17 protein-coding genes and 1 other RNA gene are annotated in these 18,430 nt (G+C 40.2%); 11 read left to right on the top strand and 7 right to left on the bottom strand.

Annotation, left to right across the window (positions count from 1 at the left end):
- Positions 1-74 precede the first annotated feature (74 nt).
- Positions 75-1,340 carry an ammonium transporter gene (locus tag G8761_RS13410; RefSeq protein ID WP_420800252.1) on the bottom strand — a complete coding sequence of 422 codons (1,266 nt, stop codon included), beginning with the start codon at positions 1,338-1,340 and terminating at the stop codon, positions 75-77.
- A 154-nt stretch (positions 1,341-1,494) separates the two neighbouring features.
- The gene (locus tag G8761_RS13405; RefSeq protein ID WP_166027464.1) at positions 1,495-1,818 is read right to left on the bottom strand and encodes a MerR family transcriptional regulator; all 324 of its coding nucleotides are present in this window, start codon (positions 1,816-1,818) and stop codon (positions 1,495-1,497) included.
- A gap of 187 nt (positions 1,819-2,005) precedes the next feature.
- Here G8761_RS13405 and G8761_RS13400 point away from each other — a divergent pair, with 187 nt between their 5' ends.
- A complete protein-coding gene (locus G8761_RS13400) occupies positions 2,006-2,923 on the top strand; it encodes a DUF2971 domain-containing protein (RefSeq protein WP_166027462.1) in 918 nt (305 codons plus the stop codon).
- Between the two features lie 333 nt (positions 2,924-3,256).
- Here the strand turns inward: G8761_RS13400 and G8761_RS13395 are convergent, their stop codons facing one another.
- The gene (locus tag G8761_RS13395; RefSeq protein WP_166027460.1) at positions 3,257-4,249 is read right to left on the bottom strand and encodes an NADPH:quinone oxidoreductase family protein; all 993 of its coding nucleotides are present in this window, start codon (positions 4,247-4,249) and stop codon (positions 3,257-3,259) included.
- 451 nt (positions 4,250-4,700) lie between these two features.
- On the opposite strand from G8761_RS13395, the gene G8761_RS13390 reads away from it, so the two are divergent.
- Positions 4,701-7,436 carry a dynamin family protein gene (locus tag G8761_RS13390; protein ID WP_338000956.1) on the top strand — a complete coding sequence of 912 codons (2,736 nt, stop codon included), beginning with the start codon at positions 4,701-4,703 and terminating at the stop codon, positions 7,434-7,436.
- A gap of 98 nt (positions 7,437-7,534) precedes the next feature.
- Here the strand turns inward: G8761_RS13390 and G8761_RS13385 are convergent, their stop codons facing one another.
- Positions 7,535-8,239 (bottom strand): MOSC domain-containing protein, encoded by a 705-nt coding sequence (locus G8761_RS13385; RefSeq protein WP_166027458.1) that lies wholly within the window; start codon positions 8,237-8,239, stop codon positions 7,535-7,537.
- Positions 8,240-8,386: 147 nt separating this feature from the next.
- On the opposite strand from G8761_RS13385, the gene G8761_RS13380 reads away from it, so the two are divergent.
- The gene (locus tag G8761_RS13380) at positions 8,387-8,881 is read left to right on the top strand and encodes a cysteine hydrolase family protein (protein ID WP_166027456.1); all 495 of its coding nucleotides are present in this window, start codon (positions 8,387-8,389) and stop codon (positions 8,879-8,881) included.
- 82 nt (positions 8,882-8,963) lie between these two features.
- Here G8761_RS13380 and G8761_RS13375 read toward each other — a convergent pair whose 3' ends face one another.
- Both G8761_RS13375 and ssrS read right to left on the bottom strand, forming a co-directional pair.
- Positions 8,964-9,947 (bottom strand): DMT family transporter, encoded by a 984-nt coding sequence (locus G8761_RS13375; protein WP_166027455.1) that lies wholly within the window; start codon positions 9,945-9,947, stop codon positions 8,964-8,966.
- A 267-nt stretch (positions 9,948-10,214) separates the two neighbouring features.
- A non-coding RNA gene (ssrS, locus tag G8761_RS13370) (6S RNA) lies at positions 10,215-10,409 on the bottom strand.
- Positions 10,410-10,460: 51 nt separating this feature from the next.
- Here ssrS and G8761_RS13365 point away from each other — a divergent pair.
- Positions 10,461-11,012, top strand: a complete 552-nt coding sequence (locus G8761_RS13365; RefSeq protein WP_166027453.1) for a hypothetical protein — start codon at positions 10,461-10,463, stop codon at positions 11,010-11,012.
- A gap of 271 nt (positions 11,013-11,283) precedes the next feature.
- On the top strand, positions 11,284-11,424 hold the full coding sequence (locus G8761_RS13360) for a hypothetical protein (RefSeq protein WP_166027451.1): 141 nt from the start codon (positions 11,284-11,286) through the stop codon (positions 11,422-11,424).
- A 279-nt stretch (positions 11,425-11,703) separates the two neighbouring features.
- Here G8761_RS13360 and G8761_RS13355 read toward each other — a convergent pair whose 3' ends face one another.
- Entirely contained in the window at positions 11,704-12,423 is a 720-nt protein-coding gene (locus G8761_RS13355; protein WP_166027449.1) for a polysaccharide deacetylase family protein, read from the bottom strand.
- A gap of 134 nt (positions 12,424-12,557) precedes the next feature.
- Between G8761_RS13355 and G8761_RS13350 the strand changes: the two genes are divergently transcribed.
- From G8761_RS13350 to G8761_RS13325, 6 genes are all read left to right on the top strand, one after another.
- The gene (locus G8761_RS13350; protein ID WP_420800250.1) at positions 12,558-13,610 is read left to right on the top strand and encodes a CAP domain-containing protein; all 1,053 of its coding nucleotides are present in this window, start codon (positions 12,558-12,560) and stop codon (positions 13,608-13,610) included.
- Positions 13,611-13,730: 120 nt separating this feature from the next.
- On the top strand, positions 13,731-14,258 hold the full coding sequence (locus tag G8761_RS13345) for a mediator complex subunit 15 domain-containing protein (protein WP_166027447.1): 528 nt from the start codon (positions 13,731-13,733) through the stop codon (positions 14,256-14,258).
- A 248-nt stretch (positions 14,259-14,506) separates the two neighbouring features.
- The gene (locus G8761_RS13340) at positions 14,507-15,886 is read left to right on the top strand and encodes an amino acid permease (protein ID WP_166027445.1); all 1,380 of its coding nucleotides are present in this window, start codon (positions 14,507-14,509) and stop codon (positions 15,884-15,886) included.
- 108 nt (positions 15,887-15,994) lie between these two features.
- The gene (locus G8761_RS13335) at positions 15,995-16,324 is read left to right on the top strand and encodes a rhodanese-like domain-containing protein (RefSeq protein WP_166027444.1); all 330 of its coding nucleotides are present in this window, start codon (positions 15,995-15,997) and stop codon (positions 16,322-16,324) included.
- Positions 16,325-16,356: 32 nt separating this feature from the next.
- A complete protein-coding gene (locus G8761_RS13330) occupies positions 16,357-17,322 on the top strand; it encodes a bile acid:sodium symporter family protein (protein WP_166027442.1) in 966 nt (321 codons plus the stop codon).
- A 601-nt stretch (positions 17,323-17,923) separates the two neighbouring features.
- Entirely contained in the window at positions 17,924-18,292 is a 369-nt protein-coding gene (locus G8761_RS13325) for a cytochrome-c oxidase (RefSeq protein WP_166027440.1), read from the top strand.
- Positions 18,293-18,430: the final 138 nt, after the last annotated feature.

Genomic DNA, 18,430 nt, shown 5'->3' with positions numbered 1-18,430 from the left:
ATAGTAGACACCTTCCTTCAAAGGGAGGCTGCTGATGCGGCCTAATCCGTTCACTTAATAGGATCCGAAAACACTTATTGTATAATTGCCTTTTTCGTTTCTGCTGAATTAAATTTTTGGTCACCTTTAAGGTTTTCAGAATGCAGAAGTTCAGGATAGCCGTAGCTTCCATGCTCACTCATATCCAGGCCGATTATTTCTTCCTCTTCGGTTACACGCAATCCTTTTATTACATATTTGACGGCTAGAAGAAGAACATAGGAAACAAGAAATGCATAAAGTCCACTTGCCGCCACTCCAAGTGCCTGAACTCCTAGCTGTTCAAATCCGCCGCCATAGAACAATCCTGGTTTTCCGATAGTAGCGAGCTCTTTAGTAGCAAAGAAGCCAGTAGATAAAGTACCCCAAACCCCTGCTGTACCATGTACGGAAAGAGCGAAGATAGGATCATCAATACCTTTCTTCTCAAAAAAGCGAATGCTATAGAATACGAGAACACCAGCAATAAGACCGATTACAACAGCTGCCAAAGTTTCTACGAATCCACACGAAGCAGTTATGGCAACAAGACCGGCAAGAGAACCATTTAACATCATTGGTACATCTGCTTTCCCCAGAACGATCCAGGAAATGATTAAGGCGGAAATGGTGCCAGCAGCTGCGGCTAAGTTGGTATTAAGCGACACAAAACCAAAAAATCCTGCATCCGCTGATAAAGTACTTCCTGCGTTAAATCCAAACCATCCAACCCAAAGAAGCAGGACGCTTAAAGCGGTAAAAACCTGATTGTGACCATCAAGCTGATTGGCTGAGCCATCTTTGTTGAACTTCCCAATTCTTGGCTTTAATAGAATAGTAGCAGCCAATGCCGCCATTGCACCAGTCAAATGGACGACAGTGGAACCAGCGAAGTCCTGCTGGCCATATTCAGAAAGCCAGCCTCCTCCCCAAATCCAATGTGCAATCGGCGGGTAAACAAATACAGAAAATAAAAGTGCGAATACAAGATATGAAGCAAGCTTTGCCCGTTCAGCAAATCCGCCAAAGGCAACTGTTAACGATATCCCGGCAAAGGCTAGCTGGAACATGAAGAAAACTGAACCTGAAAGCTGAATGCCTCCTATGTCATAGCCTGAGTAAAGGAATTTTGATAGCCCTATAAGTGCATTTCCTTTTCCAAAAATAAGTCCAAAACCCACTGCCCAAAAAACGATGGAGGAAATACCGAATGCCAAAATGGTTTTTCCTGCAATATGGCCAGCGTTTTTCATCCGTGTAGAACCAGTTTCCAGTAAAATAAATCCGCCAATCATTAAAATGACAAGAACGGAACTCACCATCACCCATAGGCTGTTTAACAAAAATGCTGTATTCAAATTCAACTCCCCCTTAATGTCTTGAAAAAGATATTTGTATTTTTACATAATGGTAGAGGGGGAATCTACATGCGTGTCAGAAAACCTGACATAGAATTTGAGAAAAGGTGCCGGAAAGCTATTTTCTTAGACCGAATTGGGCGTTGATCTGTCCCTGAATCATTTTTTTGCGGATGCTTTGTTCGTCCTCTGTCTTTTTCTTTCGGGACATTTCCTTTTTGATCTCGTGGGTTTGGACACCATCCTCAATTTTATTAGCAATATCCATTAACAATTCCACATCTGCAAAGGAATATTTTCGGCTTCCTCCTTTTGGCCTTTCAGGAAATATAAGTTTTCTTTCTTCATAATAACGAATCTGGCGCTCTGAAAGACCTGTTAATTCACTGACTACGCCAATGCTGATAACCTTCTTGTCTTTGTAGGAAAGACTGCTTTCCATATTCTCACCCTTAGTCCGTTTTATTTTGCATATTATACTACATGATATGTAAGTTTTCCTAACATGAGTTATCTTTAATGAAGAAGATTAATATATTTTTTAATAAAGAAAGAGATATTTGATTGAATGGAGGTAAAGGGAGGTATAAAAGGGGTAGCAATTTTTCAAATGAATGGGAGCATGGTATATGAATCTATTCGAAGCGTTGCAAGAGAGTGAGAAAAGGGATTTAAGAGTTCGTAAGAAAACCGATGGAGTGCTTTATCATTATACGAATTTGCAGGCCTTATATGCAATTATCAATACAGGCTATTTCTGGGGGACGAGAAGTGAGTTTTTAAACGATACCTCTGAATTAAAACATATAAAAGATGTTATTGAAGCGGTTGCCGTACAGGAAGGGGAGGGTGAAGCTAAACTCCCCTTTAAAGAAGCAATCTTCAGAATTCTAAACGGGCTTTATTTTAATATGCACCATAGAAGTAAATGCTTTGTACTGTCCCTAACCGATATTTCTGACTTAATAACGAATTGGTCCTCCTATTCAAGCTTTGATGGCTACAATATTGGCCTGGAGACCTCCTATTTGCACCAAATTCTTGAATATCGTTATCCGCACGCTTATATAAGCGGCTACGTGATTTATGATGAAGAAGTTCAGGAGGAAATTATCAGGGAAGAATATAAAGAGTTTTTTTGCATTTGGGAAGCGGTGGCGAATTTCTCCCAGGGGGCCCTGGAAACCATTACGGAAAAATTTATGGAGCGTATTTTGAAATACAGTTACTTTTTTAAACATCCCTCTTTTAAACAGGAAGAAGAATACCGGATAGCCTTCTTTCCAGAGAATTTTGAAGACCACCGTAAAACCGATGTAAAATTCAGAACCTCAAAAGGTGTCATTATTCCATTTATCGAGCTTAATTTTAAAGAAATGTCGGGGGATAAAACCAAGCTTCCGTTAAAAGAGGTGTGGATCGGACCTACAAATAAAATGGATAACGCCTTTCTAGGGCTTGATACTTTTTTAAGCACGCTTGGCTATGATACAGAATCACCTGATGGGGTCCAGATAAAAACCTCTGTGATTCCGTTGAGGTTTTAATAGTTGTTGCTAGATGTTAATGGGCATATCCACTTGACTTGGGCAAAAGTTCTCCATGAAGGGTATTCCATAATGAAGAAAGGCAGTCGTTTACCATTTACCAGGCAAAGTCACGGCAATATGTCTTTAGGGCAGGGTATTTGAAGGTATAAGGAACACTTTCGGTTTGTCCAGAAGGCATTTTAGCATTTTATTAATAAACTTTTTTCAAAAAGCTTAAAATGGGAAGCCGTTTTTAGTGGTTTTCGTAGGAGGAAAAATGGCTAATGTTCCTAATTATAAAGCGGCCTATGTGAAAAGAGGTTATCCTGCTGTAGGATAACCTCTAGTTAATTAAAATTTCACGAGCGTACGGCCGCGAACTTCTCCTTTAAGGATTGCCCCAAGATAGTCAGGGAGCTCTTCCAGCGAGACCTCTGCGTTTATTGCAGACAATAAATGCTCTGGTTTATATTCCCCAGCCATTTTCTCCCATACAGAAAGCCTTTTTTCCATAGGACAGTAAACAGAATCAATGCCAAGGAGGTTAATGCCTCTGAGGATAAAAGGAAACACAGTAGCTGTAACTTCGGTCCCGCCGGTTAGTCCGCTTACGGCTACCGATCCGTTATAGGCGGTCTTACTAAGAATGGAAGCAAGGGTCTTTCCCCCAACGGGATCCACTGCCCCTGCCCAAAGCTGCTCATCAAGTGGTCTTAATTTATTTCCTGTCACATCTTCACGCGAAATAATCTCCTTAGCCCCAATCTGTTTTAGGTATTCATGTTCGGACTGTTTGCCTGTACTGGCAGTAACTTCATAGCCTCTCTTGGCCAAAATGGAGACGGCGATGCTTCCAACTCCGCCGGTTGCTCCGGTAACAAGTACTTTCCCTTTTTCCGGGCTTAAGCCGTTTTCTTCAAGCCTCATCACAGATAAAGCGGCAGTAAACCCAGCTGTTCCATATACCATAGCTTCCCTAAGGGTTAATCCTTTTGGGAGGGGTACAACCCATTCTGCTGGAATACGGGCGTATTCGCTGTAACCTCCATAATGGGAAACGCCTATTTCATAGCTGGTGGCAATTACTTCATCGCCTTCCTTAAACCGGTGATCAGTTGAAGAAACCACCGTACCCGCCAAATCAATTCCTGGTATAAATGGATAGGAACGGACGATTTTTCCGTTTGGAATGCTCGCCAGACCATCTTTAAAGTTTACGCTTGAATAGGCTGTTTTGATGGTTACTTGTCCTTCTGGAAGCTCCTCACTGGAAATTCTTTTAATTTCCAGTGAAAAATCATCTTCAATTTTATTAACCATTAAAGCTCTAAATTGTTCGGGCATTGAAAAAACTCCTCTCGGAACTGGTTTATTATCAGTATAGGCTTGAGAGAATGCTAATTCAATTATGCTGTTATATATCACTGTCAATATAGTAAAAAGTCGCAACAGAATCGCCATAATATTAACAATTAATTTCCATTCTTTATTATTTTTTCAGTTTAACAGGGTCGATATTCAGGGTTTTACATAGGAAAATAAACCTATGTTATAAACTGTGTAAAATGGGTAAATATAAATGTTTCGAAACATTACTGTTGCTAAATTGAAAGCTAGCTGAAACCTTTTGGGATAAAAGTTTTGGTAAAATAATAAAATATGAGACTTATATCTTAATTTGGCGGCGAATTATATTTAGGTATTCTTGTTAAAGAGAAACCATATGATGATTTGTGTATTTGGGATAAGGGCCATTAGGCACCCTTATATTTATATAGAAGGGAAGGTAACTACCTTGGAAAATCAATTGATCCAGAAAGCGTACTATGAATCGTTTATGGGAGAGAATGAGAAGCGGCATCCTGTCCAGGTTCTTGGTGAAGTCTGCCAGGAAGAACAAACAAAGGAGCTTCCTGAACTGGCAAACATACGCTTTGCACAGGGAGAGGTTTACTTTCTTAATAAAGATTTTGAATCAGCCATTTTTAAGTGGGAAAATATAGGCAATGATTTAGAGCCTTGGGCAAAAAAGAACATTGGAGATGCCTATTATGAATTGGGGCAGCTTTCAGTTGCCGAGGATTTTTATAAATCAGTTGAGACTGACAATGAAGTCTTACAAACCGAAGTAGCGTTACAGCTATTTTCTCTTTACATAGACCGCGGCAAACAGGAATCAGCTGTAAGTATAATCAAAGGGACGGTTTCCGCTAATCCGGACTATCCAAATGTAACAGAAATTGCCCGTGCCTATTTTGAAAGAGAAGAGGATTGGAATAATGCCATTGAATTGGCAGTTCTTGAGGCAATTAGGACACAGTCTCTTGATTGGTTTGACGTCCTGAATTCTTATGTTGAAGGCGGATATGCAAGAAACCATTCGCCGGAGTATTTTCTTCAGGCATTATTGGTTCTATTTGATATTGACCAAAAGCGTTTTGAAAGGCTGGCGGTTTCGCTTTGGGAGAATTATAAAAATCAGGATAATTACTTCACTTGGCTTAAGGAAATTAATCAGCTGCTGGTAACATTAGATATGGACAGGGAAGGGAATTGGCATTCACTATCTGCTGAATTCCAGGAGGCATATTTTGCCTTAATAGACGGAAGGTTCCTCATAAAAAAAATACAGGATTTGGTACCTGTTTTGCTTGAAAACTGGCTGAGAATCACCGATGTTTCTCACGCGCTGTTTGCATCGGCTGCGGTATTATCCTGGAGTGAGATATTCCCATCAAGCATAAGTGCTGCTTCAGGGGCAGATGCAGAAAAACTCTTAAACTTTACAGGTGCAAAGGTTAATTGGATTGAAGAGGGACTTCATTTATTTGAGACAATCCAGAACTGGGCGAAGGGCCACCAGATGGATATTGGCAACCGAATGAGATGGATTATTGGGGAACTTACCAATTTCCATACAAACCGTCTTCTCTTGGCTGGAATGAAGGGAAGCGGAAAATCGGCCTTTATCAATTCTGTTCTTAGCGAAAATATTCTCGGTGAGGAACCAACCTCTGCGGTTGTTATGTTCAGAGATCACGCACAAGTAGAGATTGATGAAATTGGTGATACAGAGACTAGAATGATCTCTGATTTGGCTGATTTCCGCGAAAGCACAGAAAAACGGCGGGGTGCAAATTCCACGATCGTAGACTTTAAACTTCCATCACAGTTTTTGATGGAAAATAGGGTGGCGTTAATTGACACACCAGGATTTAATGGGGAATTAGAAAGAAGTGAAACAGTAAAATACCTGCATCTTGCAGATACGATCCTATTTTTCCTGGATGCCAATTCACCTTTAACAGACAGAGAACGTACCGTACTTGCCTATATTCAAGAGCTTGCTCCCGAAATCCCGGTTCATTTTCTGCTGAATAAGATGGATATAGTAGAGAATGAAGAAGCCGCACGGGCAATTGCAGAAGATACATGGGAAAAAATTAACCACTATTTCCCGAACTCCAAGATATTTGCTTTTTCCAAGGAGTACGACAGCGGAAAACAGCTAAAGGATTTGTCTGAGTTTATTAAAGGGAGCGTTGGTGCTGCGATTTCCGATGAAGGCAGGACATCGCGCCTACTGTTCTTTGTACGTCAAACGATAAGAAATCTTGTTCAGGATCGGATCGCAATGGAAAATGATCTTGTTGAATCGGTCAAATGGAATAATGATATGTCCGTCAAGCTAAATGGTGCTTTAAACCAACTCGACGATATCGAAGTGGAAAAGAAAAGAAATATTACGAAATCGTATAAGTCTTTAAAAGATGAAATTAAAAGTGATATTTCGAAGACTGTTCCTGGACTATTGAAGAATACTTCTGAATTAATTACAGAACAAAGCGATCTGAGCAAAATTCACATAGAATTGAACGATGAAATGAACAGGCGTATCAGGGAATATCTCGAAGAAAATGTAATGCCTAAATATTATCAGGCATTACAAGAGTGGATTCAGCAATCCAATAATGAATTTACCGAAACACAAATTTATTTGGATGAAATGAGCGAGGGGTTCAATGCCCTTTACGGGGAAGAGCGAATCAAGCTTCAATGTGATTTCAGAGTGGTTGATGACTGGCGTCGGGATTCTGACCGTATGACAAACGGAGTTCAGTTTGAAAAAGAAAATATTCTACTACGAAACACTCCTGGCCAGTTTCTTTTAAAAAGTGCTGGCAGACTGTTTGGTGTTAATAATTCGATGGTTTATAACAAATATAAATCATTTGTTGAGAATGAGGATTACCGTGAAACTACAGATTCAGTGATTAAAAAATTCCTTCAGCAGTTTGAGCTGTTTGAAAAATCACTGGAACGTGATATTGAATTGTTCTTCCGAGACCCGATCCAGGTATTGAATAGCGCTGTCACAGAAACAAAGGCAGAAATCGAAACTGATCAGGAGAAACTTGACAGAATGAGGACTAATCCGGAAATGTACCGCGACCCATTGGCTTTGTTCGAGGTAAGAGTCCGCCAGTACGAATGGATGAGTGTAGCAGGCAGGGAAAATTATATACACTAAGAACGGCGCTGAAGCTGGATTATAAAAAAAGGAAGATGCATCGGAGCATCTTCCTTTTTTAGTCGTTTGGAAAACTACAGATTTTTACGGGAGAACCATTAATCATTATGAACAATAACTTCGCTTCCTTCTTTGATGGTTCCTGTTTTCACAACGGAGGCATAAACACCAAAAATGGTATTTCGCTCTCTGACAAGTGTTTTTAAAATCGAAGGATTTATTTTCGATGGGTCCTCTGGATCAACTGTTATGTAGAAACACCGCTCACAGCCCTGGTTCACTTTAAACCTAGCTTCTCCAATGGATAATTCTTTGCCGATCCACTGTTCTTCTTCGAATGGTACATCATCATCAAGGTCAAGTACTATAGTTGGACGGAACCTCCTTAAATCAAGTATTTCCAGCCCGCACATTTCACTAAACTTTTTGAGTGAGGAGCGTGTAATAATAAGAGCATGATCCTCCCAGTACGCCCCTCTTTCCTTTTCTGTGTTAAAGGACACCTGTTTTAGTATGCTTCCTGATTGGGAAGAAATTTGTTTAAAAAGCACAGGATCTTTCCATTCATATTCCCTGGCGTCCTTTGAAATAATAACATTGCCTGGAATAGATGACAGCTGTGACTGATAGGTTAGCAGATTGGGCATCTTTTGAACGGTTAAATACTTTTCATCCTCAAGCATGAACGCAAATGAACGGTCACCGGGGATTCCGTGTTCTGAAATGAGAACTTCATTTAAGCGCTCGCCTCCCATGGATTTTACCGGATAACGGTATAGATCTATGACTCTCCCTGCACGCATTTTTATCTCTCCCATAAAATTATTAATTTAGATTATTGCCTATTTAAATCTTTTTGTATATCTATAAGAGTAAACATGCTTGCCGTATGTGTAAATTATTTCTATGATTAATGGGAAAACATTTTTGGAACAGGAGATGGATTTAAGATGAAAACGGCTCTCTTAGTTGTTGACTTGCAGAACGCCTATTATGCTATGGAAGAAAGTAAGAAAAGCCTGAAGGGTATCTTGGGGTATGTGAATTACTCCATTTTAAAATTCCGTGAAGCAGATCAGCCGATTATTTTTATACAGGATGAAGAGGCAGGGGTTGGCACGCATGCTTTTGATTTATACGAAAAATTAGATGCAGATAAAACAGATATTTTTATCTCTAAAAGATACTCCAATGCTTTTTGGCAGACAGAGCTTGAAAATATATTAAAGGATTTGAATGTTGGTATGGTGCTTATCTGCGGCTTTGCTGCGGAGTATGGTGTCCAGGCTACATATCAGGGTGCTATGGAAAGAGGATTTGAGCCTGCTTTACTGCAGCATGGCATAGCCAGTACGAACGAGAAGTATGTTGACTTCGTTCAGGATATCTATCGAACGACCTCCATAAAGGTTGTTGAGTATATGTTTAATACCCAGCGCTTATAGCCCTAATCATCACGTTTTATAAAAATAAAAACCCGCCTTATGGCGGGAAGTAATTAAGCACTTACAGTTGGACGTGGCGACCTTAGCCTTTCTTCAAATGGCCATACGTCATTGAACGGGCGCTTGTGCTTTTCTTATGAGATACATAGCTGTGCAAAACCATGCCCATAATGATGACAAACATGCCACACCAGGATAAGAGTGACGGCATTGGAAGAGCGAGGAAGAACAGCTCACCGGCCAGAGCAAATAAGACTTCAATTGATTGGGTTGCTTCTACAGCTGCAAGTTTTTGCATATTACCTCTTACCATGTCTGTTGCTTTAAAAAAGATAACAGTGGCAATTACCCCTGAGCTTATTGCGACAAGGAGTGATTGATATACCTGGCCGGATTCAGGTAATCCGGAATCAAAGAAACCATAAAGGGCGAGCAGCAGCCAGAAAGGCAGGCTGGCAATTGTCATTCCAAGCACCCTTTGGTAGGCATCCAGACGGCCACGGCAAATGTCCATCATTTTTCGGTTTCCGAGCGGATAGGCAAAAGATGCAAGAATAACAGGAATTACACCCAGCAATAATGCAGATAGTGTAATTACCTTTGCCTGTTCAATTTGCAGAAGTACGATACCAAGCAAAATGATCATCGACATCGCAAGACCTTTAAATGGAATTTTTCCTCGATGCTTTTGAGGGCCATTTTTAGATATTATTGTCTCGAAAAATAACGGGGCCAGAAGCGAACCTGAGATGATAGTTATCTGCCAGGTTCCGGCAATCAGCCACCCTGGTGAATATGCAGCGGCAAAGCACAAAGGTCCGTAAAAGAGTCCGAATCCTACAAAACTCCATATTAACCATGGGGCGGGTCTTTCGCGCATAACATCAAATAGCTGACGGAGATTTTTTCGCATCAGGACGATTCCGAAGAGAAAAGGGATCATAAAAATATACCTGAGTGAAGCGCTCCATAGCCAGCTGCCTCCAGACAGCTCCATTGAGCGGTTTAAAATAAATGTAACGGCAAAAAAGAATGCTGCAAAAATACCTAATATAATGGGCCGCATGAAACTCCTCCTTATATGGGCCATAGGTTCCCGTATTTAAAGTCCCCTTTTATTGTAATCATTTAAAAACTTAACGTGCCTGTGCCCTTTATTTCTAGTAACTAAAGCGCTAGTATTGTACCCCAAAATGCTCTGAAGGAAGGAAAAGGCTAATTAATTTATAACATAACAAGAAAATTCTGAATAATAAAGAGAAAAAAATTTATCTTCAAAAAAAGAAATAAATAAAAAACCAGTTCCACTAAGGAACTGGTTGAATGCTTTAAGTAAGAAGCCGCATTTGCCGTAGTTAATATAAGAAAGTTTTAAACCACCACTCCTCAAAGTGGGTGTTCGCAGAAACCATCCTGCATGTCCTCCTTGTCGTATAGACAGAGGCTTGTCATTCCGATTTCAATTAAAACTCCCTATTACAGCTTAAAGGTTAAAACTTTATTATGAGTACGAACAACGCAGCTTGTATTAATATATTACCCGGAAATTTTAAAAAATACAATGGGAGATGTTACCTATATGAATCCAGTAACAACCGAATGCATTGATGAGCTTATTTTTATGAAAAATAAAGGACTCTTTTCAAGACCTGATGTTATTCTTTATCATCCCGGGCACTTTCCGGAGTTAAATGAACAATTATTTGATTATTACAGGAATAATGACAAAAGCATTGTTATGATTCCTGATGTGTTTAATACATTTCTTGGGATGAGTGAATATGAGTATTATGCCCCGCTTTTAACAGAAAAAGGCATAAAGAAGGAAAAACTTTGTAAGGTACCGGCTTACGAGGGGGAACAAGGAGTGGAGGCTGTTATTCGATCCGCATTTCAATTACTTAATGGCACCAATTACAAATACATAATGTTAGCGGGGAAATCCTTTTTTTCACGAAGATTTTATTTACTGGCCTCTATTTATGCCACAGAGGATAAGGTTATTGATGTTTTGCCTTTAAGGGACAACAGAGGAATCGTTCCGGCTAATTGGCGTGATTGCAAAAAAAGCCGTGAAAGAATTTTAAATGAATTGGAGCAATATGCAGCAATCCTAAAGAAAGTTCTATAGAGAAAAATTAATCTAGGGATGGGGGATTAATGCGGTTTTATGGGTCTAACAATCGGGAAGTTAAAGTTACAGGACGCAAAGGTTCTTTTAAAAATGATTTCAAGCAAACGGGTATAGAAAGAAAGTCAGGTGCTATAAACTCTCAAAAGCAGGATTTTTTCATTAAATCCAAATAGAAAATAGCAAATAATTGGAAAACCCAATTCGGTTAAAATTTGTAAAAAAGGGGAAATAACGATATATATATAGTTTGAGGAAAAGAGGTGCATAAATGGCAGACAACTTTGAAAACCTTATGTTTATCCGAGAGTTAGGCCGGTTGATGAGTGATTATAGAAACTGTAACGATAACGACATCAAAAGAGCCATTTATAAAGATATAGAGCTATTGGGGAAGGCGTTAAATTATTAAATACAGGGAAATTTCCTTATTATGAATTTCAGTAGTGTCCTAATGGGCACTTTTTTATTTTGTATTTAGGGTGAATGGTTCTTATTAACTTATTAAGCCCAAGGCGCAGTTATGTCCTTGAGAGGCTGGATGAAGGACAGTTTCAAGTCGCCTGATCAACATTTTGCCTCTTGGAAGACCTGATGAAGGACCTCGATTGAGGCCCCTTGCGCATTTTTCGTCCTTGAAGTTTATATCACAGTCTCTCACAGCACTAAAAGAGCAGATCCACTCACCTTTTTATTTCACGAGTTGTGCAAATTCTTTAAGGGATGTGGAATAGTTTACATAGATTCTGGGCAATAGGAAGAGCTCGTCATGTAATTGTTTTTTTGCAAAAGGTCCGGGAATTGTTGTAAGCCCATATTGATAAAATTTTTTTGTTTCTGCAACAACTTTAGAGTTATAACTCCCATATGGATAGGCAAGCGCTATTACGGGCTTTCCGGTAATTTGCTCAATTTTTTCCTTTGAATGTTTCAACTCATAATCGAGATTTGTTGTTTTTGTTAAATTTGGATGTGTTGCTGTGTGGGATTGTATCGAAAAATAGCCTGAGTGAGCTAAAGATTTTAATTCCGAAGCTGAAAGTCTTTCGGGTCTTCCTACAAAATCTGAAATAGCGAAAATGGTGCCAGACGGAGCAAATTTTTTTTCCTTTAGTCTTTTAAATACCGATAAGGCATTTAAATTGTCTTTCCAGCCATCATCAAAGGTAATAAAAATGGGTTTATTTACTTTGTCTATTTCTTCAAAACGTTCGAAGGTTAATAAGGTATATCCATTCTTCTTAAGAAAGTCCATTTGCTTTTCAAAATTTTCAGGAGTTACATACAATTCTTTTTGTCCATAACCATTATATTCATCGATCCAATGATAAAGCAGGATTGGTGCTTTCGAAGCGGCAGATGCTTGATTTGGAATGAACAGCAGTAAGACGATTACGATAATTTTTTTCATAATACTCCTTTTTCATATAACCTCTGCAGTCTTCCCTTTTTTTATTCTCCGGCGCCTTTAATTTCCACCTATATTTTATGAAGAAACATTGAAAAATAATAAGGTAACATATCATTGCAAGGGAGGAATTTAAATTGATAAAGAAGCATCTCGCTGTGCTGGTCGCTCCTGTTTTAATGCTGGGACTGGCTGCGTGTAATAATAATGCAAATGATGACATGAACAACAGGGGAAATAATAATGGACCTCTTCATGTCCGCTACAACCCTGATCGTGATAACAATAACGGCCGTGTCAATGACCGCTTTGATAATGTACGTTATAATACAAATAGCAGGCTGAATGACCGATATATGAATGACCGTGATATCGACCATGCAGGGCCTCTGACAGAGAATTATGATAAGGGTAACAGACGTAATGCGGGATTTGATGACAGGTTTAATGGCCGAAAAGATATGCTGAACATTTCCTCAATGGAAACTGATATGAATAGCAACAAATATCCTCATACTAGAGCTGTGTTAATCCAAATGGCTAAGTATCAGTTTATTCCATTTACATTGGGTCAGGCAGGCGAGTTGCCGCAGGGTCTTGGCCAGCAGCAAAGACCTTCTGTATCCGTACCGAGGGTTCAACAGGGAACCCCATCTCAGCAGCCAGCACCACAGCAGGGTCCAACTGCCCAGCCTGCTCCGCAGCAGGGACCAACAGGACCACAACAGGGTCCAACTGCTCAGCGGCCAACACAGCAGCAAAAGCCAGCAGCACAGGCACCTGCGCAAAGTAAGACACAAACAACTCAAGGGATTAGTCAGTTTGCACAGCAAGTCATTGATTTAACAAATGCTCAAAGGAAACAAAATGGGCTTCCTGCTCTGAAAGCAGATACACAATTAAGCGGTGTAGCTCAAAAGAAAGCAGTGGACATGGAGAAGAACCATTACTTCTCACACACCAGTCCGACTTATGGTTCCCCATTTGATATGATGAGGGACTTTGGGGTGACTTATAGTTCCGCAGGTGAGAATATAGCCATGGGACAAAAAACTCCTCAAGAGGTAGTAAACGCTTGGATGAATAGCCCGGGCCACCGTGCTAATATTCTAAACCGCAGTTTTACCAATATTGGGGTAGGATTTGACCAAAACGGCAACTACTGGTCACAGATGTTTATCGGTAAATAAGAAAACAGAGTGAGCCAGAATTCCTGGCTCACTTTATTTAAATACAATATGGGTAGACAACCATACCGTCATGTTTTATTTACATATACTATCTTGAATCTTTTTAGGAGGAGAAGTTTAATGGCTGAAAATAGGCAATATGGTATGGGAGGTTATCCTGGAATGATGGGCGGCTCGCAAATGGGATATCCAGGAATGGGCGGCTCGCAAATGGGATATCCGGGAATGGGCGGCTCGCAGATGGGATATCCGGGAATGGGCGGCTCGCAAATGGGATATCCAGGAATGGGCGGCTCGCAAATGGGATATCCGGGAATGGGTGGCTCACAGATGGGATATCCAGGAATGGGCGGTTCGCAGATGGGATATCCGGGAATGGGCGGCTCGCAGATGGGATATCCAGGAATGGGCGGCTCGCAGATGGGATATCCAGGAATGGGCGGTTCGCAGATGGGATATCCAGGAATGGGCGGTTCGCAGATGGGATATCCAGGAATGGGCGGTTCGCAAATGGGATATCCAGGAATGGGCGGTTCGCAAATGGGGTCTCAAATGGGTTCGCAGATGGGTTATCCAGGAATGAGCGGCTCACATATGGGATCAGGACAATATTACCCAGCAACCCCTAAACCTAAATCAGGAAGCTGAAGAAGTTGTTCTTAGGATATTGCAGGGCAGTTGGCCAGGCAAAAAACTAATAAATTGCCCCCAGATCTAAATCTGCGGGCTGTTTTTATTAATTTAAAAAATATTTTGTATTCGCTATGTTAAAATAGGATTACAGTTAAGAAGAAATGGTTATAAATCATATGAATTGCTCGAATCTTATAACAACAGGGGAAAAAGGGTCGAAAAATGAGAAAAGAACATAATACTAATTAACAAGGGGGATTCCGATGAATTCACAGAAAAGGGAGCTTCACAGGGGGCTGGAGGAACGCCATATTACGCTTATGTCATTGGGAGCGGCAATTGGTGTAGGCTTATTTTTAGGATCTGCTTCAGCCATAAAATTAGCTGGTCCGGGGATTTTGCTAGGATATGGATTTGCCGGAATAATTATGTTTTTCATTATGAGAGCGCTGGGTGAAATGGCAGTACAAAAACCAGTTGCCGGTTCTTTCAGCAAATATGCGCGTGATTACTTAGGACCGCTTGCAGGGTACATAACAGGATGGAACTACTGGTTTCTATGGGTCGTAACATGTATGGCTGAAATTACAGCTGTAGGAATTTATATGGAATATTGGATACCTGGTGTTCCTCGATGGGTCTGGGCTTTGACTGCTCTAGTGGCGATGGCAACTGTCAACTTTCTTGCCGTAAAAGCATATGGTGAACTAGAATTTTGGTTTGCGTTAATTAAAATTGTAACCATTGTCGCCATGATTATTGTAGGTATAGGTATGATTGCTTTTGGGATAGGCAACGGAGGTATTGCAACTGGTATTAAAAATCTTTGGGCACATGGCGGGTTCTTCCCGAATGGAATCAAAGGTGTGCTCATGTCATTACAAATGGTTATGTTTGCTTATCTTGGCATTGAAATGATTGGGGTAACGGCAGGAGAAGTGAAAAACCCTGAAAAGACTCTTTCCAAAGCAATTGATTCAGTCTTTTGGAGAATACTGATATTCTACGTAGGTGCTTTGTTTGTCATTATGTCCGTTTATCCTTGGCAGGAAATTGGCACGCATGGAAGCCCGTTCGTAATGACCTTTAAGCAAATAGGAATACCTGCGGCTGCTGGTATTATCAACTTCGTTGTATTAACAGCTGCTCTTTCTTCCTGTAATAGCGGAATTTTCAGTACTGCCCGTATGCTATTTGACCTCGCGGGACACGGGGAAGCCCCGCAAAGCTTTAGTAAAGTAACAAAAAGCGGGGTGCCTGGAATGGCCGTAATCGCCTCCGCTGCAGTGCTCTTGGTAGGAGTATTGTTAAACTATGTGGTCCCAGCGAAGGTTTTTACATGGGTTACCAGTATTGCAACATTTGGAGCGATTTGGACTTGGGGGATTATCCTGCTGTCACAAATTCGCTATCGCCGCAGTTTAAATCCGGGTACAAAGCTGAAATATAAAATGCCACTTTTCCCGGCGGCATCCTATATTTCACTTGCATTTCTAGTCTTTGTAGTGGCTCTCATGGCCTACGGAGAGGATACCAGAATTGCAGTTGTTATTGGTCCGCTGTGGATTATATTTTTGGTAGTGTTTTATTATGCCAAAGGGCTGCATAAAACCAAAAGGGACATTATTAATAAAGCAAGCTAAAAGGTGGACAAGCAGCGCCAGAGGATAAAATTCCTTTGGCGTTTTTGTTTTTATTTTCTTAAAATAGCATGATAAAGGTGTTATCCTATTAATGAGGTGTATATTAAAATGAGTGATAAAAAAATAACTCCTGAAGAGCTTTATAAAAAGCTAAACAATAACGAAAAAGTAGTGATTCTTGATGTAAGGGCAGAAGAAAAATTTCAGCAATACAATATCGAACATCCGATGGCTGATACTGTTAATCTGCCAAAAACAAATATTCTGGGTACAGACCACCAGGTTTCGGTTCTTCCGGAAGCTAAGGAAATCGTAGTGGCCTGTACAACAGGAAACTCTGCTCAAAAGTGTGCAGATGTTTTATCTGGTCAAAAGGTAAATGCTATTGTACTTGAAGGTGGGATCACTGCCTGGAAAGAGTTTTTAAAAAAGATCTAGTGCCTTGTGGCAAACAGTTTGGAGAGAGCAGCATGCTGAAGACAATCAATCAACGGCTTGAAAAAATGATGCCCTTTATTACACCTACAGGTGTGATTTTGGGTGTTTTGTTTGCATCCTATTTAAAAGACTATTCTTATCTAATTCCATGGATTTTTGCATTTATGACCTTCTCGGGGAGCTTAAGCTCCAACTTTAGCTCACTTAGAGAAGCCATTGTTCATCCTTATCCAATCTTTATTGCTATTATGATACTTCATATTATTATGCCAATATGGGCTTGGGGGATTGGGCATCTGGCATTTAGCGGTGATGCCTACACTATTACAGGGCTTGTTCTCAGCATGGTAATACCTACAGGGATTACAAGCTTCATATGGGTTTCCATTTATAAAGGGAATATACCTGTTACACTTTGTATCATATTAATTGATACCCTGCTTTCGCCTCTTATTGTTCCATGGTCATTATCCTTGTTTATTGGGCAAAAGGTACATATAGATGGCCTGGGAATTATGTTTGGACTGATGAAAATGGTGGTTATTCCCTCTCTGCTGGGAATGCTTTTAAATCAGTTTACAAAAGGAAAGGTAAAAGATGTGCTAAGTCCAAAGCTTGCGCCCTTCACGAAGGCATCTCTTGGAATAGTGGTCATGTTGAATGGAGCGGTTGTTGCTCCTTATCTTAAACATATTAGTTTGAAATTGGCTGGTATCATTGCAGTGGTGTTTTTTATTGCATTAACTGGCTATTTATTGTCCTATGTTATAGGAAGGGTTTTAAAAAGGGACAAGGAAACGACTGTTTCGCTAATTTTTACTGGCGGAATGAGAAATATCAGTGCTGGTGCAGTACTTGCAGTCTCCTATTTCCCCGCCGCTGTTGCTGTTCCTGTAGTGGTGGGGATGCTGTTTCAACAGGTACTGGCTTCTTTAAATGGCCTGCTCCTAAATGGAATTTTTTATAAAAGAGATAAAAGCCAAAGTGCGGCAATTTAACCAAATTGAAGAAGCCTGAGTCAAAACGTTTCAGGCTTCTTTGTAACCTGAATTCTTTCCCCGCATTTGAAAAACTCTATCGTTTACCTGTTTGGGTTCAGAATACTTTTCATATAGTTACCCCTTTTGTATTTGGTGTCGATTTGGGTTCACGCACTCTGAATACCATTACCCTTTTGATTTGCGCAGTCCAATTGGGTTCTCGTTTCTCCAGAGAAAGTTACCACTTTTGGCTTGTTCAGCCCAATTGGGTTCACAATTCTTCAGAGAAAGTTACCTCTTTTGATTTGGGCAGTCGATTTGGACTCACCATACTCCACGTATATTTATCTCCTTTGCCTCTGTTAATATCCGAATCTTGTTACGATAGTCTCCGCTTTTGATTTAGTCTGGTTCTTTAACCAGCTAAGAAACACCTAATTACGTCCCGGAGAAAGGGTCATGTGAAATTCCTGGGTGCGCGAGGTTATTTGTGTATCCAACGCCTCCCTCGACCCGACCAAATACCCCAAAATTACTGCCTCAGAGTTCTTTTTCAAATATTTTCCACATATCTACTACTGTATTATATTCTTTTATATTAAAAAGGGGAGGACGATTCATGGGAGTTAAGTTCATCAAGATTTCTGTCGTCTATTTTGTGATTGGAGTATGCCTTGGAATGTATATGTCAATGACTGAGCATTTTAATTTAACACCTGTCCATGTCCATATTAATTTGTTGGGGTGGACGGCCATGACGCTTGCCGGTCTGATTTATGTTGCGTTTCCTGAGGCTGCCGAAACAAAATTAGCAAAAGTTCACTTTTGGCTCCATAATATTAGTTTGCCGGTTATGATGGTGGGTCTTGCATTTTTTGTAACTGGTACAAAAAATGCTGCATCGGCTATTGCCGTTGGTGGTACTTTGATGGTACTTGGTATTGTGCTTTTTGCCTATAATGTTCTTGTGAATATAAAAGGAAGTTAATTTCAGTAAAAATTCCCCTGTTATTCAATATTGATATAGTGATATAATCGAAAAATCGTAAGAAAAGTTAGCGCCGCCATTTTCTTCTCCTGAAAATTGCCTTTTCGGGAATGGTGGTGCTTTTTATTGTGCTTTTTA

Origin of the sequence: Neobacillus terrae, from assembly GCF_011393025.1 — a bacterium.
Taxonomy (GTDB): Bacteria; Bacillota; Bacilli; order Bacillales; family Cytobacillaceae; genus Neobacillus_A; species Neobacillus_A terrae.
Note: the sequence above shows the minus strand (reverse complement) of the source record. Positions and strands in the feature narration are given on the sequence as shown.

Coding starts and splice junctions, on each gene's coding strand:
- G8761_RS13400 (WP_166027462.1), top strand. CDS start 2,006: ATGAATCTATTCGAAGCGTTGCAAGAGAGTGAGAAAAGGGATTTAAGA.
- G8761_RS13375 (WP_166027455.1), bottom strand. CDS start 9,947: ATGCGGCCCATTATATTAGGTATTTTTGCAGCATTCTTTTTTGCCGTT.
- G8761_RS13335 (WP_166027444.1), top strand. CDS start 15,995: ATGAGTGATAAAAAAATAACTCCTGAAGAGCTTTATAAAAAGCTAAAC.
- G8761_RS13340 (WP_166027445.1), top strand. CDS start 14,507: ATGAATTCACAGAAAAGGGAGCTTCACAGGGGGCTGGAGGAACGCCAT.
- G8761_RS13395 (WP_166027460.1), bottom strand. CDS start 4,249: ATGCCCGAACAATTTAGAGCTTTAATGGTTAATAAAATTGAAGATGAT.
- G8761_RS13360 (WP_166027451.1), top strand. CDS start 11,284: ATGGCAGACAACTTTGAAAACCTTATGTTTATCCGAGAGTTAGGCCGG.
- G8761_RS13345 (WP_166027447.1), top strand. CDS start 13,731: ATGGCTGAAAATAGGCAATATGGTATGGGAGGTTATCCTGGAATGATG.
- G8761_RS13385 (WP_166027458.1), bottom strand. CDS start 8,239: ATGCGTGCAGGGAGAGTCATAGATCTATACCGTTATCCGGTAAAATCC.
- G8761_RS13330 (WP_166027442.1), top strand. CDS start 16,357: ATGCTGAAGACAATCAATCAACGGCTTGAAAAAATGATGCCCTTTATT.
- G8761_RS13405 (WP_166027464.1), bottom strand. CDS start 1,818: ATGGAAAGCAGTCTTTCCTACAAAGACAAGAAGGTTATCAGCATTGGC.
- G8761_RS13380 (WP_166027456.1), top strand. CDS start 8,387: ATGAAAACGGCTCTCTTAGTTGTTGACTTGCAGAACGCCTATTATGCT.
- G8761_RS13410 (WP_420800252.1), bottom strand. CDS start 1,340: ATGGTGAGTTCCGTTCTTGTCATTTTAATGATTGGCGGATTTATTTTA.
- G8761_RS13325 (WP_166027440.1), top strand. CDS start 17,924: ATGGGAGTTAAGTTCATCAAGATTTCTGTCGTCTATTTTGTGATTGGA.
- G8761_RS13355 (WP_166027449.1), bottom strand. CDS start 12,423: ATGAAAAAAATTATCGTAATCGTCTTACTGCTGTTCATTCCAAATCAA.
- G8761_RS13365 (WP_166027453.1), top strand. CDS start 10,461: ATGAATCCAGTAACAACCGAATGCATTGATGAGCTTATTTTTATGAAA.